This window comes from Saccharospirillum sp., assembly GCF_039982735.1.
Classification (GTDB): Bacteria; Pseudomonadota; Gammaproteobacteria; order Pseudomonadales; family Natronospirillaceae; genus Saccharospirillum.
The window spans coordinates 666,583-682,648 of record NZ_JBDWXV010000011.1 but is presented as its reverse complement, the minus strand read 5'-3'; the positions used below and the strand labels follow the sequence as shown (position 1 = coordinate 682,648).

The window sequence follows — 16,066 nt, the reverse complement described above, 5'->3', positions numbered from 1 at the left end:
CTCAATGTCGGGGGGAGCACAATGCATGTCTTATCAGGTGTCAGTCAGGGAGCTTTGGGTTTACCCGGTCAAATCGTTGGCCGGTCTTCAGGTAGATTCCCTCAGTTTTGATAACAACGGCCCGGTCGGGGATCGCCGCTGGATGCTGGTCGATGAGCGTGGCCGGTTTGTTACCCAGCGCAGTCAGATGTTGATGGCGTTGTATCGGCTGGCTCAGGTTGATGGTCGCATTCAGATTACCTCACCCAAAGGTCACACCCTCCTGTTACCTGTCCCTCAATCGTCGCAGACGTATCCTGAAATCACGGTTACCGTCTGGAAGGATGAATTGACCGGCTATGAAGTAGACACCACAGCCTCTGAATGGTTTTCTGAACAGCTGGGTATGCCCGTGCGACTGGTTTGGCTGGGCGACGCCAGTGAGCGTCGGGTTCCCGATGCACAGGCCAGTGATGACGAGCGCGTGGGCTTTGCCGATGGGTATCCGTTGCTGGTGTGCAATCAGGCCAGTCTAGACGAGCTGGTTAACACCACGGGCCTGAGTCTCGAACAGCGCCGTTTCAGACCCAATGTGGTGGTTGACGGCCTGCCGGCGGGTGAGGAGCTTGCTCTTGGCGAGTGGCACCTTGGCGAGGGCACGCTGGCCTTGCTGAAGGTGTGTGAACGTTGCAACATTCCATCGATAGATCCGGAGACCGGAACCTTTGAGAAAGCGACAGCGTCATTGCTGAAGTCAGCCTGTCGCTTCGATGGCCGTACCGTCTTTGGTGTTAACGCGGTAAGCCGCGGCGTGACCAAACTGCGTACCGGGGATCGCGGAGATTGGGTGTCGAATTAATCGTCGAGATCCGCGACCTGGTCCGGTTGTAGCCATTGCGCCAGTGTCCAGTCGATCTGGTCCCGGTTGGCATAGATCTGGGCGTAGGTCAGAACCGATTTGACGTAGCCACGGGTTTCGTCGAAGGGGATCGATTCGATCCAGACGCTCAGATCACTGGGGTAGCGCTCCTTCCACCGGTCTACCCGGGATGGCCCTGCGTTATAGGCAGCCGTTGCGTAGACGGGGTTGTCGTAGCGGGCCATCATGCGGGCCAGGTAGCGGGCGCCAAGATCCAGATTGATTAACGGTTCCGTGATGTCAGAGTCGGTGGTCAGCCCCAGGCCATCCGTATCCGATAAATGCTGGGCGGTGTAGGGCATCAGTTGCATTAACCCCATAGCGCCTGCCGACGACACCGCCCGGGTCATATAGCCACTCTCCTGACGAATGACCCCGTAAATCCAATAGGGCGGCACCTGATGCTGTTCCGAGACTTGCGTGACCAGGTCGTTCCAGGGGGTTGGGTAGCGCAGATCCAGCTCGTCAAAGCGGCCGCTCCAGCCGACTGTTTGCGATGCCTTGTGATACCACTGCCATTCGGCCGCGAGGTGGGCAGCTGCAAACTGTTGCTCGGCCGACAGAGGTCTTACATCCAGGTTCCATTCAATTTGCGCGCGTTCGAGATCACCCGCCATAAACAACAGGCGAGCGCGCTGTAATGCTGCACGCTGTGACAACGCCCGTTCAATATCATCAAGCCGCAGGCTATTTGCCGGATTCAGGGCGGCTGGACGACCCAGGTGACTGGCTGCCAGAAAACCATAATAGGATCGTTGTTGCGACACGGCTTCCAAGCGAGTTCGGGCAGCCGCCTTTTCGTCGTTGTGATACAGCGCTTCAGCGGACCAGTATTGCCACTGGTCGCGGTATTTGAGGGAGTCGGGCAATGCTTCGTACAGGTCCAGCACCCCTGGCCAGTCGTTTCTGACCAGTGCCAGTTGCAACCGCCAGTGTTGCACCTCGTTGGACTGGCGCTCCGGGTCGGCAATGGCCAGCCAATAATCGGCCTGGGGCAATGCCAGCTTCGCCATGGCAATGCCCAGATGTTCGGACACTTCCCGCACCTGCGCCTGGGTGAAAGACGGGGTGCTGCGAATCAGGGCGACCCAGAGGTTCGACGTGTTCTCTGGCTTCAGATAGGCCATACGGTCTACCGCTGCCAGTGCCAGCTCACGATGCCAGGCTTTGTCCGGGTGGTAGAACTGGGAGGCAATGCGCGTCGGGTCGTTGTAGACCTCGACCAGCCAGTCACCGCGCGTTTGCCATTCAGGCTCGGTATATCGGGTATTCAGGTAGTGGATCAGGCTGCCGCTGCGAGCAGAAAACGCCAGTAACTGACGCTGCCAGACCAGGTCGTTGAACTCGTCGAGCCCGCTCAGGCGGTCCAGGTAGGGACTGCAGGCATCGGCCAGGCCGCGGCCAACGAGCCAGGTTGATTTGATTTCCTCAATCGGGATGGTTTCCCCCAGCGCTTCCCGTGCGCGTAATGGCTGGCAATCGGCTCCTGCGCTGTCACTGGCGGCCAGATAATTTAGGTAAGGGGACCAGGCTTCGCGCCGAGCCAGTTCATTCGACCAGGCGCTGCGGGTTGTCCAGGCGGCTGGCTGATGCTCGGGCGTTGCCAGAAAGGCCTGAAACCAGGCCGTATCGGTACGCTCAAGGTTGTGCTCTACCCAGTGAGTGGCCAGGTGAGGGTAGAGGGGATGATCTTCGCGGTCTCGCAATTGCTCGAAGGTGAAAGCGTTGTTCTCGATCTGATTCAGCCAGGCAGTGTAGTCACGGGCCAAGTCGGCAAGGTCGGTTTCGGCGTGGGCTTGAGACCCGTGCGCCAGACTGAATCCGATAATCAGTATGCAATAAAACCCGTTTCGCATGCGATGAATCGCCTTTAAAGAGGATGAGCCGGGAGGGCCTGAACGCATTGACACCTTGCTTCTAAAGGCTAAACAAACGCTCGGGTAACGCAAGGCGTAGAGTGTAAAGGAGGGTAAGAACGCTGAATAAAAAAACCCCGGCCAGTGCCGGGGTTGGGTGCCTTGTTGGATCAGGCGTCGGATTCGCGCACTTTGGCTCTTCGCCGGGAGAATGGCGATAGCCGGCCCAGAACCTGTTTCAAGGTGCCACCGAAGCCTCGTGCCTGTTCAATCAGTATTAGCATGGCGGGCGTGAAAATCAGCGTCAGGATGGTCGCAAAGATTAGCCCGCCGGCAATAGTGGTCGACAATTGAGTCCACCATTGTGACGACGGCGCACCAACCGACCATTGGCGGTCGAACAGGTCGATGGTTAGCTGGTACACCATCGGCAGCAGACCCAGAATGGTGGTGATGGTGGTCAGCAATACCGGGCGTAAACGCTGGGCGCAGGTAGTCAGCGCTGCATCGATGGGAGGTACACCCTGAGAGCGGATCAGATTGTAGGTATCAATCAGAACGATGTTGTTGTTCACGACAATCCCCGCCAGGGCGATGATACCGACCCCGCTCATCACCACACCAAAGCTTGAGCCGGTAATGATGATCCCGACCATCACACCCACCGTCGACAGCAGAATAGCGGTCAGTATCAACGCCGTTTGCATAAAGCTGTTGAACTGCGTTACCAGGATGATGATCATGATGAAGATTGCCACACCAAAGGCATTGCCGAGAAAGGTCATTGTCTCGGCCTGTTCTTCCTGATCACCCACGAAGCGGTAGGAGACAGCGGACGGCAGTTCACCCGACGAATAGGCCGCTTCAAGTTGCTCCTCGATGGCTGCAATGGCCGAACCGACCGGAACGCCCGGGTTAACATTCGCCTCGATATTGAGCGTCAGCTTGCCGTCGGTGCGAAAGATATCACCCTGCTTATTCTGGGCTGTCCGGGTAATGAAGTTGCTGATCGGTACCTGCTCTCCGCGGGACGTCACCGTCAAACGGTCGATTTGATCTAGTTCACGACCATCAAAGGGGTAGCGGATGCGGATATCCAGTTCGTCATCGGCATCATTTGGACGATAGCTGCCCACGTTCAGGCCATTGGTGATCATCTGAATTGAAGAACCTACTGTGCCCAGATCCACGCCAAAGCGACTGGCCTGTTCACGATCAACCTGAACCAGCCATTCCAGACCAGGTAATGGGCGATTGTCACTGACGTCGTGGATGCTGTCATTCTGCCGAATCTGGTTGACCACCTGATCGACTGTTGCATACAGCGCCTCGATGTTATCGGAGAAAAATTGCAGTTGGATGTCGATGCCGGTGGTAGGACCCATCTGGGCTTGCTGGGATTCCACAATGATACCAGGAATGTCCGACGCCACCGCCACCGCGTTATTCATGACGGTTTCGGAACCAGGCCGGAGTGTCCAGTCAACGAATTCAAGCATCAACACACCGACAGCGTCTTCTGCATAATCACGCAGTGGCACGGCAGTTACTTTAGAGGTAACTGTTTTGATAGCACTTTGATCGACCAGCCGTTCTTCAACCTGTCGAACCAGCGCATTGCGCTCTTGCAGAGACAGATTACCGCGAGCCCGCACTACGAGGCTGCCAAAGTTGGAATCAACTTCGGGGAAAAATTCAACATTGGTCGAACGTGCGGAAAACAGGGCAATTATGACCCCGATGATGACCGCAATGAGCAGCAGGGCAAGCCAGGGGCGAATCAGTAAAGGTTTCAGAAACCGGATATACACACCTAGCCCGCCGCGAATGTCGTCCAGTTTGCCATGGTCAATGGCATCCATTGCCAGTCGCTTGCTTTCCGATACTCGGGCCGGCTTGCCTATCAGCGTTCCAAACGCAGGGACAGCAATCAATGCCATCACCAGGGAGGCGGTGAGCGTAATCAGGACAGTTTTGGGCAAAAACCCCATGAATTCGCCGGCAATGCCCGGCCAAAACAGCAAAGGCATAAACACCGCAAGGGTGGTCGCGGTCGAGGCTGTGATCGGCCAAGCCATTCGGGTTGCCGCTTCTCGGTAAGCACTGCGACGATTGGACCCTTCCGACATGCGCCGGTCGGCGTACTCGGTCACCACAATGGCGCCATCGACCAACATGCCGACGCTGAGAATCAGGGCGAACAAAACCACAATGTTAAGCGTAATCCCCAGCATATTCAGCACCAGTATGGCCGCAAGAAAGCTGGATGGTATGGCGAGGCCAACCAGAATGGCGCTGCGCACACCCAATGCCCACACAATCACGACAAACACCAGTAGCGTAGCCAGCAAGACCGAGTTGAATAGGTCATCGAGCTGCTGAATAACCTCCACCGACTGGTCCTGCGTGTAGGTTACCTGAATGTCTGCAGGCCAGTTTGGTCGGACTTCGTCAATGACCGTCTTAACCTGCGCAATGGTGTCGATGATGTTTTCGCCTGCGCGCTTGGTGACCTCCAGCGTAACGGCCGGCTGGCCGTTGACGCGGGAGATGTTATCGGCGTCTTTATAGGTTCTCTGTCCAACAGCGATGTCCCGGAACCGGACTACTGTGTCGCCGTCAACTTTGACGGGCAGGTTGAGGATGTCTTCTTCGCTCTCGATCAGTCCAGGGACCTTAACCGAGAACCGACCGGCACCCGTGTCAAGGTTGCCCGCTGCAATCAGCTGATTGTTGCGACTCACCAGTTGAGCCAGCTCACCGTGTGAAATGTTGTAGCTAGCCATCAGTGCCGGATCGATGATTATTTCGGCGACTTCCTCGCGCTTGCCACTGATCGGGGACTCAAGGACACCACGAACCGCTTCAATACGGTCTTTGAGGTCTTCCGCGACACTGAACAGGACGCGCTCGTCGACATCGCCGGACAGAGACACGTTGATGACCGGAAACAGGGACAAGTTGATCTCCTGCACGGACGGATCGTCGGCTTCACCGGGTAGGTTGTTTTTTGCTTTGTCGATGCGGTCGCGAACGTCGGTCAGCGCTTCGTCGATATCAACGCCGATATCAAACTCTAGGGTTAGGGTGGCACGCCCTTCACTGGCGGTACTCACCAGTTCTTTCATGCCTTCCAGACCCTGGAGCTCTTGCTCGAGTGGACGCACGAGCAGTCGATCGGCATCTTCAGGAGAAATCCCCTCCAGGCCAGTGCCGACGTAAACATAGGGAATGGTAATATCGGGTGACGCTTCTTTCGGGATGGTTTGCAAAGCAACCAGCCCGGCAATGAAAATCAGGGCAAAGAACAGCAGAACGGTCCGAACCCGGTTCAGCGCTGCGTGGATGATGCTGAGCATGGTGTTCTCCTGTTACAGGCCCGCAGCCAGATTGTCTTCCTGCTCGACCATAATTGGGTCGACTGCTTCACCAGTATTAACGAACCCCTGACCAACGACGATTAGCCGGGCCTGATCCGGAATGCCGGACACCCAGACACCGCCGGTATCGGAGCGAATGATGGTCAGCTCACTGAATTGCACGGTATCGTCCTCGGTGAGTGTCTTCACCCCCAGTTTGCCGGCCTCATTAATGTTGAGCAGAGCGGGGCTGATGTAGTGACCTGGTAGCTGGTCAAGCTGAACAACGGCGGTTGCGGTGGCGCCTGCTACTTGCTTGGGGCTGTCTTCAACCACAATTTCGACTTCGAAAGTACGGGTCGCCGGGTTGGCAACGGCGCCGATGTAATCGATGGTTCCATTCATAGTCTCGCCGGTCAGCAAGGTCACGCTGGCCTGTTGGCCAAGACGCAACGGGCCAACATCGGCTTCAGGAACATTGCCGATGACTTTCAGTTCCGAGAAATCATAGAGTTCAGCGATGGCATCGCCCGGGCGAACATAGGTACCAATCTCGATCGCACTGCTGTCCATCACGCCGGCAAAGGGCGCCCGGATCGAGGTGTTTGCCAATGAGCGTTCCAGAGAGTCGAGCTCGGCCCGGGCCTGTTCATACTGGGTCAGGGCGGCAGCGGCCTGAGCCCGGTTTTGCAGCCCTTCATTGCGCAAACGCTGGGCGCCTTCGTACTCAAGGCGGGTTTGCTCCTGATAGGCTCTTGCCTGGCGCAACCGGGCTTCAAGATCCTGAGGATCGAGCCGGGCGATGACTTCATTCGCCGCTACCCGCTCACCTTTGGATTTGAGCACTTCAACAACACGACCCGTCGCTTCGCTGGTGACCGACACAGTTCTGGCTGGTTGTGTTACGCCATTGAGTTCCAGAGTCCGGCGAACCGACGATTCGTTCAGCACCGTTGCCTGTACTTTGGGCACCAGGCTGCGCTCTGCCGGTGATTCTTCTGGTGTTTCGGCCGCTACCTCGTCACTGTTGCCGGTATAAAGCCAAGCCCCCGCGCCAATCACCATCAGAACTGCGATAATAGGGCCGGTTGGAATATGTTTTGCCACGAATGTATACCTCTGGGAAAATCTCGCCCACCATAGAAGAGTGTCTAGCGCCCTGACAGTGCCAAAAGTAAGTCGGCACCGCCTGCGCGCTACTCTACGTCCCTACTATTAATAAGGATCATGAATGAGTCTGGTTGTGTTTGACCGCGTCACCTTTGCGCTGGGCGCTGCGCCGTTGCTTGATGAGGCGTCGCTAATTATAGAGCCTGGTGAGCGCCTTTGTCTGGTAGGCAAGAATGGTGCCGGTAAATCGACGCTGTTAAGTTTGCTGAACGGGCAGCGCACCCCCGACGACGGCCAGATTCGGGTTCGCCAGGGTGTCACCCTCGCGCAATTGCAACAAGACCTTCCCGAAGGAGATGACCGGCTGGTCAGTGAAGTGGTGCTTGAAGGCCTGGGTGAGCTGGGGCGTGCGCTTGCGGCTTACGATCATGAAAGCCTGCAGCCTGACCCGAATCTGTCGCGCCTGGAGTCGTTGCAACACACGATCGAACTCGGTGATGGCTGGCAAATACACGCGACCCTGGCCGCCGTGCTGACCCGGTTGAAACTGGATGGCGATGTTGCTTTTAAAACACTCTCCGGCGGCTGGCGTCGTCGGGTGCTGCTGGCTCGGGCGCTGATCAGCCGGCCTGATATTCTGATTCTCGACGAACCGACCAACCACCTCGATATCGCCATGGTGGAATGGCTTGAAGGTTTTCTGCTCGATTATCCGGGCGCCATTGTCTTTGTGTCGCACGATCGGCGTTTCATCGATCGGGTGGCCACCCGTATTGTCGAGTTGGACCGGGGGCACCTGAATACCTTTCCGGCGCCTTACGATGCCTATCTGGAAGCCAAGGATGCCCGTTTGGCCGAAGAAGAGATTCATCGTCGCCATATGGATAAAAAGCTGGCGGATGAAGAAGTGTGGATCCGCCAGGGCATCAAGGCGCGGCGTACCCGTAACGAAGGCCGTGTTAGGGCATTGCAGGCATTGCGCAAGGAGGTCAGCCAGCGGCGTGGCCAGACCGGCCAGAGCGACTTTGAAATCGAAGCGGCCGATCGCAGTGGCAAACAGGTTGTCGTACTTGAACATGTCACTTTTGGCTACGGTGATAACCTGCTGATCGACAAGTTTACGGGCCTGATCAATCGCGGGGACCGCATTGCCTTGCTGGGCCCGAACGGGATCGGCAAAAGCACCCTGATCCAACTGATGCTGCAACAGATCAAGCCGACTCAGGGCGTGGTAGAGCAGGGTACCAAGCTGGAAGTGGCCTATTTCGATCAGGCCCGGGCACGAATGGACCCGGAGAAAACGGTGATGGACGCCGTTGCAGAGGGGCGTGAATTTCTGGAGCTGGGTGGACGCCGGCGTCACGTGATCAGCTATCTGGAAGACTTTCTGTTTGCTCCGGAACGGGCCCGCATGAAGGTGAAGCAATTGTCGGGCGGGGAAACCAACCGTCTGTTGCTGGCTCGGTTGTTCAGTCAGCCGGCCAACTTTCTGGTACTCGATGAACCGACCAACGATCTGGATATAGAAACGCTGGAAATGCTGGTTGACCGGCTCAGTGAATTTGATGGGACCTTGTTGCTCGTAAGTCACGACCGGTATTTCATCGATCAGCTGGCGACCCGAACCTGGGCGTTTGAAGGCAATGGTGCCCTGCGTCAATACGCTGGGGGTTATGAAGACTGGAAGATGCAGGGCGGCCAATGGCCGGATACCAGCCAGCAGACACCAAAGGCCGCGCCCGGGCAAAAGGAGAAAGAACCGGCCGCTACACCAGCCAAACCGGCGTCGAAGCCTGCGAAAAAGCTTTCGTTCAAGGATCAGCGGGAGTTTGATCAGTTACCGGCCGATATTGAAACGCTGGAACAGGAGATTGCCCGGCTGGAGCAGGAGCTCAACCAACCCGGGTTTTATGAGCAACCTTCCGACAAGACCCAGCCGGTATTGCAGGCACTAACCAGGGCTCAGCAGTCTCTGGAAGCACGATTCGAACGCTGGGCTGAACTGGAAGAAAAACAGGGTTAAAAACAGGCAGGGCCGGCAGGACAGCTGCCGGTCTGCGCACCTTATCTGCATCGTGATGGAAACAGGACGCCGTCAATGAGTATTCGATACGAGTTTAATTTCCCGGAAGACGGGACCCAGCTGGTCGTCGAGACACAGGCATCGCGGGACAGGGAACCCGACCCCGGCGTCCGCAACAATGCCGCCTGGACCCGGCTGGACTATTGTCAGTGTTCAAACTGTCCGTTATCCAAGAAAGACGTTGAGTATTGCCCGGCGGCGGTTGATATGCAGCCCATTGTAGAAGACTTTCGCAGTTTGCCCGGGTTCAAGAAAGCGGACATTGTGGTGACTACTCAGGAGCGACAGTATCGGAAAAGCACCGGGCTGGAAGAGGGGTTGCGGTCTCTGATGGGCCTGGTAATGGCTAATAGCCAGTGTCCGATTCTGAAAAACCTGAAACCCATGGCCTTTACCCATTTGCCCTTTGCCACACAGGAGGAGTTCATCTTCCGTGCCGTAGGGACCTACCTGCTGCGGCAGTACTACAAGAGCCACGATGGGCAGGAAGGCGACTGGGATCTGGAGGGGCTTGTCTCGCTGAACCGGGAGCTGCAGATGGTGAATCAGGCGTTGTGGCAGAGAGTTCACACAGCCTGTGAGGGCGATTCAAACCTGAAAGCTTTACTCAGCTTTTTCACGCTATCCTCCAGCGTGTCCTATTCACTGGAAAGCCAGTTGCTCAAGTTGCGACCGGCGTTTATGGCAGACACGGGCGGTCTGCAACCATTTGAACAGAGGGAGTGAGCCGGCATGTTTGCCAACCTAGCAATTATTGGCGCTATCCTGATATTGGCCGGTGCCTTTATGTGGCTGAAGCCATCGCCGAGGGATCGTCACCTCAATACACTGCGCACCGCGGCATTGTCGGCCGGGTTTAAACTCGACAGCATCCGCATTCCGGATACCAGCATTGAAGGGCGATTGGCTGAAAAGTCGTCGTTAATCACCCTCTACCGCTTGTTGCACCGATTCGAGAAAGGTAAGGCACCGCGCTTTACCGTGCAACGCACCACCGGCGTTTCCAGTGCCTTCTTGCCCGATGGCTGGAAATGGGCTGATGAGCATCGCCCCGGTGAAACCGTTACACAGGATTTACACGAGGTTCTGGTCGGTCTGCCCGACCAGTATCTGGTGCTGGATGCTCAGCCGGACGGCGTGGGGCTGGTCTGGGATGAGCGAGGCAATGCCTCGGCATTACCCGCGATTCGGGAAACGCTGGAGCGCCTGATCGCACAACTCTCTGCCTGAGCGCAATAATCTTCCTTTCTGTCCGGGTCGCCAGCGTTGCCGGTTGACATCCTGTCGCCAGTGTCTATCGTATGAACCACAATCAAACAGTCGTTTGAAACTTGTGTTTGATTCAGGCAATCAGACCCGGTATTCAAACAAGGTAGACCGCGATACGGGTGGGTGTTTGGCCCTATTCGAGACAATAAACGGAGAGCTTCCATGATTTATCAGGGTAAAGGCATAACCGTCGAGGCATTGCAGAACGGCGCCGCCGAACTCATCTTCGATTTGCAGGGCGAGTCGGTCAACAAGTTCGACCAGGCAACGCTGAGAGAGCTGGCAGAGGCAACCAAAGCCATTGCCGCCAGCGATGCCAAAGGGGTGTTGGTCAGCAGTGCGAAAGACAGCTTTATCGTCGGTGCGGACATTACTGAATTTCTGGAATGGTTCGATAAGGACGAAGAAGGCATCATCAGCGACATTCTGGCTGCCAACGATATTTTCAGCGCCTTTGAAGACCTGGCGATGCCCACCGTGGTGGCCATCAACGGTATGGCGCTGGGCGGTGGTTTCGAAATGTGCCTGGCGGCCGACTACCGGGTCATGTCGACCAAGGCGAAAGTGGGCTTGCCCGAAGTCAAACTGGGTATCTACCCCGGCTTTGGCGGCACAGTTCGGTTGTCGCGTGTCATTGGTGCCGATAACGCCATCGAGTGGATCGCCTCTGGTAGTGAAAAACGTCCCGATGCCGCCTTGTCGGATGGCGCTGTGGATGTCGTCAGCGAGCCTGAAGCCCTGCACGATACGGCCCTGGCATTGCTTGAACGGCTGATGTCCGGTGAAGTGGATTACCAGAATCGCCGCCAGGCCAAACAAGGCAAGCTGCAACTGAATAACATCGAAAGCATGATGGTGTTTGAAACCGCCAAGGGCTTTATTGCAGGCAAGGCCGGTCGCCATTACCCGGCGCCGGTTGAAGCGGTCAAAACCATTCAGAAGCACGCCAATTTTGACCGCGACAAGGCCATCGCCATTGAAGCGAAAGGCTTTGCAAAAATGGCCAAAACACCGGTCGCCAAGAATCTGATTGGTTTGTTTCTGAACGATCAGAAGATCAAGAAGATCGCCAAAGATCACATCAAACAGTCGAAAGACGTCAGCAAGGCGGGCGTGCTGGGCGCGGGCATCATGGGCGGTGGAATTGCCTATCAGAGTGCCAGTAAAGGCACCCCGATTATGATGAAAGACATTGCCGAGTCGGGCTTGCAACTGGGCCTCGATGAAGCCGCCAAACTGCTCACCAAGCAGGTCGAGCGCAAGAAGCTGGACGTGCGTGGCATGGCAGACACTCTGAACCGCATTCGTCCGACCCTGTCGTACGGTGATTTTGGCGATGTTGACGTCGTTGTTGAAGCGGTAGTCGAGAACGTCAAGGTGAAGAAAGCCGTTCTTGCCGAAGCCGAAGGCCAACTGCGCGAAGACGCCATTCTGGCTTCGAACACCTCGACTATCTCCATTACTGAACTGGCCACGGCACTTAAGAAACCGGAGCAGTTCTGTGGCATGCACTTCTTTAACCCGGTGCATCGTATGCCACTGGTTGAAGTGATTCGCGGTGAAAAAACCAGCGATGAAACCATCGCAACCGTTGTCGCCTATGCACAGAAAATGGGCAAGACGCCTATTGTTGTTAACGACTGCCCGGGCTTTCTGGTAAACCGCATTCTGTTCCCGTACTTCGGTGGCTTTGCCATGATGCTGCGTGACGGCGCCAACTTTGAAAACGTCGACAAAGTCATGGAAAAATTTGGCTGGCCGATGGGCCCAGCGTATCTGATGGACGTGGTCGGTATCGACACCGGCGTTCATGCCCAGGCCGTTATGGCCGATGGCTTCCCCGAACGCATGAAGCAGGATTTCAAATCGGCGATGGATGTTATGTACGCCGAAGAGCGCTTTGGTCAGAAGAACGGCGTTGGTTTCTACCGCTACGAGACCGATAAGAAAGGTAAGCCGAAGAAAGTATCCGATGAAAAAGCACACGAACTGGTCGCCAGTGTGCGCGCGTCCGAAAGCGAACTGTCAGAAGATGACATCATTAACCGCCTGATGATTCCGATGTGCCTGGAAACGGTGCGTTGCCTGGAAGATGGCATCGTCAATACCGCTGCCGAAGCCGACATGGGTCTGGTATATGGCATCGGTTTCCCGCCGTTCCGCGGTGGAGCCTTGCAGTACATCGATGACATCGGCGTCGCAGCCTTTGTTGAGCTATGTGATCGCTATAAGGATCTGGGCAAGCTCTACGAGCCAACCGACAAACTGCGCGATATGGCTAAAAACGGCCAGACCTTTTACGGTTAAGACGGGAGAACAGCAACCATGACTATTCGAGACAATGACGCAGTAATCGTCGACTTTGCACGCACCCCTATGGGTCGTAGCAAGGGTGGCAGCCACCGTTTTACCCGTGCTGAAAACCTGAGCGCCGATCTGGTAAACGGCTTGCTGGCTCGCAATGAAGCCCTGAACCCGGCCGATATTGACGACATCATCTGGGGATGCGTAAATCAGACTAAAGAGCAAGGCTGGAACGTCGCCCGCATGATGCAATTGCTGACCGATATTCCACACACGGTACCGGCGCAAACCGTCAGTCGTTTGTGCGGTTCATCGATGTCGGCGCTGCACATCGCAACGGCGAACATTCAGTCGGACAACGGTGACATTTATGTCATCGGGGGTGTTGAGCACATGGGGCACGTCGACATGATGCACGGTGTCGACCCGAACCCCATGTTGTCGCAAAAGGCCGCAAAAGCATCAGGCATGATGGGACTGACAGCCGAGCTGTTGTCCAAGATGCATGGCATCGGTCGTGAACAGCAGGATCAGTTTGGTCTGCGTTCGCACGTGAAAGCCCATGAAGCCACTCAGGCCGGCAACTTCGACAATGAGATCGTTGCCCGTACCGCGCACGATGCCGACGGCAACCCCTACCTGATGAAACACGACGAAACCATTCGCCCCGAGACGACGCTGGAAGGTCTGGCGTCGTTGCGCCCGGCCTTTGATCCGAAAGCAGGGACTGTCACTGCCGGTACCTCGAGCCAGATCACCGATGGCGCATCGGCGATGGTGGTCATGTCATACCGCAAAGCCAAGGCGTTGGGTCTGAAGCCTCGCGCTGTGGTGCGTGGCATGAGTCTGGCGGGCGTTGATCCGTCGATCATGGGGTACGGCCCTGTGCCGGCGACCAAGAAGGTACTCAAGAAACTGGGCATGACCATTGAGGATATCGACTACGTCGAGCTCAACGAAGCCTTTGCCGCTCAGGCGTTGCCAGTACTGAAAGACCTGAAATTGCTGGAGAAAATGGACGACAAGGTTAACCTGCACGGCGGCGCCATCGCCCTGGGTCACCCTTTCGGCTGCTCCGGCGCACGCATTACCGGCACGCTGTTGAACGTTATGGAACAGAACGATGGTCAGTTTGGTCTGTCGACCATGTGCATCGGTCTGGGACAGGGCATCAGTACCGTTATTGAACGTGTTTGATCCCAATGCCGCCTGATTCAGGCTGGTTAACGCACGTTTGAAAAAGAAAATCGCTGGTTAAAAAGCCGGCCTGGAAGTCACCGGGCCGGCTTTTTTATGGCTGAAAGCTATTCAGATCAGTAGCCTGGCTCGTCGCCGGGTACACCCAGCACATCGACAACACCGGACCTGACCAGTTCACCGGCGGACGGATACCACATTTGCTGGTGCGGCGTTGCCATGATCTGGGCTAAGAAGGCTTCATCCACGTTCGCCCGGCGAAACAGGTTTAAGTCTCTTTGCTGCTCTTCTTCCGGGTCCTGCTTCATCAGAAACTCCATTACCGGAGATTTTTGAGCATACCGATGGAAGCCAAGGCGAGCATCCGGTTCAAGATAGCGTGTTTGGCCGGCGATAAAGACCAGGGTGCAGGCAGAGGCGCAATCGCCGTAGGCAGAGGTGGTGAGGCCGAATTCATTGACCAGCCGTACCAGCCCACGAGCCTCAGCGACCAGGCCTCCGCGACTTTGCAAGCGCAAATGCACGACCGTGTCTTCCTGTTCAAGCAGAGTGCTGAGTGCTTGAGTGACGCCAAAATCAATGTAACCTTCCAGCCTGATGTGATCTTTTTGGTTCGACAGCATCAAATCAAAGCTGGGCAGCACATCGTCATTCGGCGCATTGCCTCTGAGCACATTAGCGGCGACGGCGAACAACAAGGCAAAACACGCCAGACCCACCAGGGCAGTAACAGTGGGGATGACCAGCCAGTGAAGCCGATTGTCTTGCCAGGGTCTGTTAGTCATGAGACTCCGCAGAAGTGATGGGTATGGGGTTAACTGGTAGATCTGCTCTGGCCGGTCTGGATTCACAGTATGTGACTTCGCAGTGGCAGGTGGTGATTTGCGAAAATCCGGGCCTGACTTGGAAGCAGTGCCAGGGTGCATTGCATTGGAAATATAGAAAGGAAGTGGCCGATTCGCAAGGCGTGACCGTTACCGTGCGAGGTCGTAGCTAGATTCGCCAAACATTACTTATAGGAGCGCCTCATGAAACCCCTAACCGCAGGCATTTACCGGCACTACAAGGGAAACCGCTACCGCGTTATTGGCGTAAGCCGGCACAGCGAAACCAATGAGCAGCTTGTGGTATACCAGTGCCTGTATGGAGACTACAGCCTCTGGGTGCGGCCGCTGGCCATGTTTACCGAGTTGGTACGGATCGACGGCGAAGACATACCCCGTTTTGAGCGGGTTCAGTCTCTGGACGAAGCCGACTGGCTGTCACTGGCGGCTGAGGTGTCCTCGCCCATTGTTGAATCGTAGAGTCCGGAAATTAACTGGGAGATTTTCTTAATTTGCTGCGGTTTGTCGTTTAAGTGAATGTCACTGTGGATCAGCAGGTCTTTCGCATGCTTGTAGAACGACGAGGCCGCTGAAAGGTCGTGCTGGTCACGGGCTTCCAGGCCCTGGCGTTTGTAGGCTTCCACCTCAAGCATCAGGCTGTTGCGGGTGAGGCGGGCAAGGTGCTCATGGCTTTCCACCTCGGAGATAAGTCCACGCCCATTAAGGGTTCTAACCCACTTCATGGCCCGGCCGAAGTGTCGTTTCATCAGATTGATTTGCCGGTCACTGGACGGGATTTCTGGCTGGTGGGCCTTCTCGCCCAGGCTACTGATGTCGTCAGCCAGTGATTGGTAATACGCCACATCCCGCTGGGAGTCCTGATTGGTGGGGTCGATGGCCAGCAGGCTTTCGGCTTCTTCCGCCAGGTTTTGCTGAATAAGGTGCAGCAGGTCGGGATCACGGTCGTAGACCATCAGGGTGGAGAACAATTCTTCATACTGCGTTTGCTGGGATCGTAGCTGGCGAAGGCGGGCTTTAACCGCCTGAGCTTCCTGTTCTTTCAGCGTTGCAACCCGGCTCATGTAAAGGCCGCCGATGATCAGTCCAACCATCGAAATCATGAATAAAATGGCAAATAAAGACACTCTGGTAGGCTCCTGAATGGG

12 protein-coding genes are annotated in these 16,066 nt (G+C 56.1%); 7 read left to right on the top strand and 5 right to left on the bottom strand.

The features are described from left to right. Positions 1–25: 25 nt before the first annotated feature. On the top strand, positions 26–838 hold the full coding sequence (locus ABJT94_RS11440; RefSeq protein ID WP_348475196.1) for an MOSC N-terminal beta barrel domain-containing protein: 813 nt from the start codon (positions 26–28) through the stop codon (positions 836–838). On the opposite strand, the gene ABJT94_RS11435 is transcribed toward ABJT94_RS11440, so the two are convergent. The 3 genes from ABJT94_RS11435 to ABJT94_RS11425 all read right to left on the bottom strand — a co-directional run bounded on the left by ABJT94_RS11435 (position 835) and on the right by ABJT94_RS11425 (position 7,220). After that, on the bottom strand, positions 835–2,754 hold the full coding sequence (locus tag ABJT94_RS11435; RefSeq protein ID WP_348475197.1) for a transglycosylase SLT domain-containing protein: 1,920 nt from the start codon (positions 2,752–2,754) through the stop codon (positions 835–837). The genes ABJT94_RS11440 and ABJT94_RS11435 overlap by 4 nt on opposite strands. Before the next feature lie 170 nt (positions 2,755–2,924). After that, positions 2,925–6,113 (bottom strand): efflux RND transporter permease subunit, encoded by a 3,189-nt coding sequence (locus ABJT94_RS11430; RefSeq protein ID WP_348475199.1) that lies wholly within the window; start codon positions 6,111–6,113, stop codon positions 2,925–2,927. A 12-nt stretch (positions 6,114–6,125) separates the two neighbouring features. Then, a complete protein-coding gene (locus tag ABJT94_RS11425; protein ID WP_348475201.1) occupies positions 6,126–7,220 on the bottom strand; it encodes an efflux RND transporter periplasmic adaptor subunit in 1,095 nt (364 codons plus the stop codon). A gap of 124 nt (positions 7,221–7,344) precedes the next feature. On the opposite strand from ABJT94_RS11425, the gene ABJT94_RS11420 reads away from it, so the two are divergent. From ABJT94_RS11420 to fadA, 5 genes are all read left to right on the top strand, one after another. Then, a complete protein-coding gene (locus ABJT94_RS11420; RefSeq protein ID WP_348475202.1) occupies positions 7,345–9,246 on the top strand; it encodes an ATP-binding cassette domain-containing protein in 1,902 nt (633 codons plus the stop codon). 75 nt (positions 9,247–9,321) lie between these two features. Then, the gene (locus tag ABJT94_RS11415; protein ID WP_348475204.1) at positions 9,322–10,032 is read left to right on the top strand and encodes a hypothetical protein; all 711 of its coding nucleotides are present in this window, start codon (positions 9,322–9,324) and stop codon (positions 10,030–10,032) included. Positions 10,033–10,038: 6 nt separating this feature from the next. Continuing rightward, positions 10,039–10,536, top strand: a complete 498-nt coding sequence (locus ABJT94_RS11410) for a hypothetical protein (protein WP_348475205.1) — start codon at positions 10,039–10,041, stop codon at positions 10,534–10,536. Positions 10,537–10,737: 201 nt separating this feature from the next. Next, positions 10,738–12,882 carry a fatty acid oxidation complex subunit alpha FadB gene (gene fadB / locus ABJT94_RS11405; RefSeq protein WP_348475206.1) on the top strand — a complete coding sequence of 715 codons (2,145 nt, stop codon included), beginning with the start codon at positions 10,738–10,740 and terminating at the stop codon, positions 12,880–12,882. Between the two features lie 18 nt (positions 12,883–12,900). Next, complete coding sequence (gene fadA / locus ABJT94_RS11400; protein WP_348475207.1) at positions 12,901–14,076, top strand: acetyl-CoA C-acyltransferase FadA; 1,176 nt, start codon at positions 12,901–12,903, stop codon at positions 14,074–14,076. Positions 14,077–14,192: 116 nt separating this feature from the next. Here fadA and ABJT94_RS11395 read toward each other — a convergent pair whose 3' ends face one another. Beyond that, positions 14,193–14,861 carry a hypothetical protein gene (locus ABJT94_RS11395; protein WP_348475208.1) on the bottom strand — a complete coding sequence of 223 codons (669 nt, stop codon included), beginning with the start codon at positions 14,859–14,861 and terminating at the stop codon, positions 14,193–14,195. Between the two features lie 243 nt (positions 14,862–15,104). Here ABJT94_RS11395 and ABJT94_RS11390 point away from each other — a divergent pair, with 243 nt between their 5' ends. Next, the gene (locus ABJT94_RS11390; RefSeq protein ID WP_348475209.1) at positions 15,105–15,380 is read left to right on the top strand and encodes a DUF1653 domain-containing protein; all 276 of its coding nucleotides are present in this window, start codon (positions 15,105–15,107) and stop codon (positions 15,378–15,380) included. Here the strand turns inward: ABJT94_RS11390 and ABJT94_RS11385 are convergent. Beyond that, positions 15,311–16,045, bottom strand: coding sequence for a hypothetical protein (locus ABJT94_RS11385; protein WP_348475210.1), 735 nt, complete (start codon positions 16,043–16,045; stop codon positions 15,311–15,313). The two genes, ABJT94_RS11390 and ABJT94_RS11385, sit on opposite strands and share 70 nt — an antisense overlap. Positions 16,046–16,066: the final 21 nt, after the last annotated feature.

Excerpts from the sequence above, each read along its gene's own strand:
- ABJT94_RS11415 (WP_348475204.1), top strand. The coding sequence starts at position 9,322 with ATGAGTATTCGATACGAGTTTAATTTCCCGGAAGACGGGACCCAGCTG.
- ABJT94_RS11430 (WP_348475199.1), bottom strand. The coding sequence starts at position 6,113 with ATGCTCAGCATCATCCACGCAGCGCTGAACCGGGTTCGGACCGTTCTG.
- ABJT94_RS11435 (WP_348475197.1), bottom strand. The coding sequence starts at position 2,754 with ATGCGAAACGGGTTTTATTGCATACTGATTATCGGATTCAGTCTGGCG.
- ABJT94_RS11420 (WP_348475202.1), top strand. The coding sequence starts at position 7,345 with ATGAGTCTGGTTGTGTTTGACCGCGTCACCTTTGCGCTGGGCGCTGCG.
- fadB (WP_348475206.1), top strand. The coding sequence starts at position 10,738 with ATGATTTATCAGGGTAAAGGCATAACCGTCGAGGCATTGCAGAACGGC.
- ABJT94_RS11410 (WP_348475205.1), top strand. The coding sequence starts at position 10,039 with ATGTTTGCCAACCTAGCAATTATTGGCGCTATCCTGATATTGGCCGGT.
- fadA (WP_348475207.1), top strand. The coding sequence starts at position 12,901 with ATGACTATTCGAGACAATGACGCAGTAATCGTCGACTTTGCACGCACC.
- ABJT94_RS11440 (WP_348475196.1), top strand. The coding sequence starts at position 26 with ATGTCTTATCAGGTGTCAGTCAGGGAGCTTTGGGTTTACCCGGTCAAA.
- ABJT94_RS11390 (WP_348475209.1), top strand. The coding sequence starts at position 15,105 with ATGAAACCCCTAACCGCAGGCATTTACCGGCACTACAAGGGAAACCGC.
- ABJT94_RS11395 (WP_348475208.1), bottom strand. The coding sequence starts at position 14,861 with ATGACTAACAGACCCTGGCAAGACAATCGGCTTCACTGGCTGGTCATC.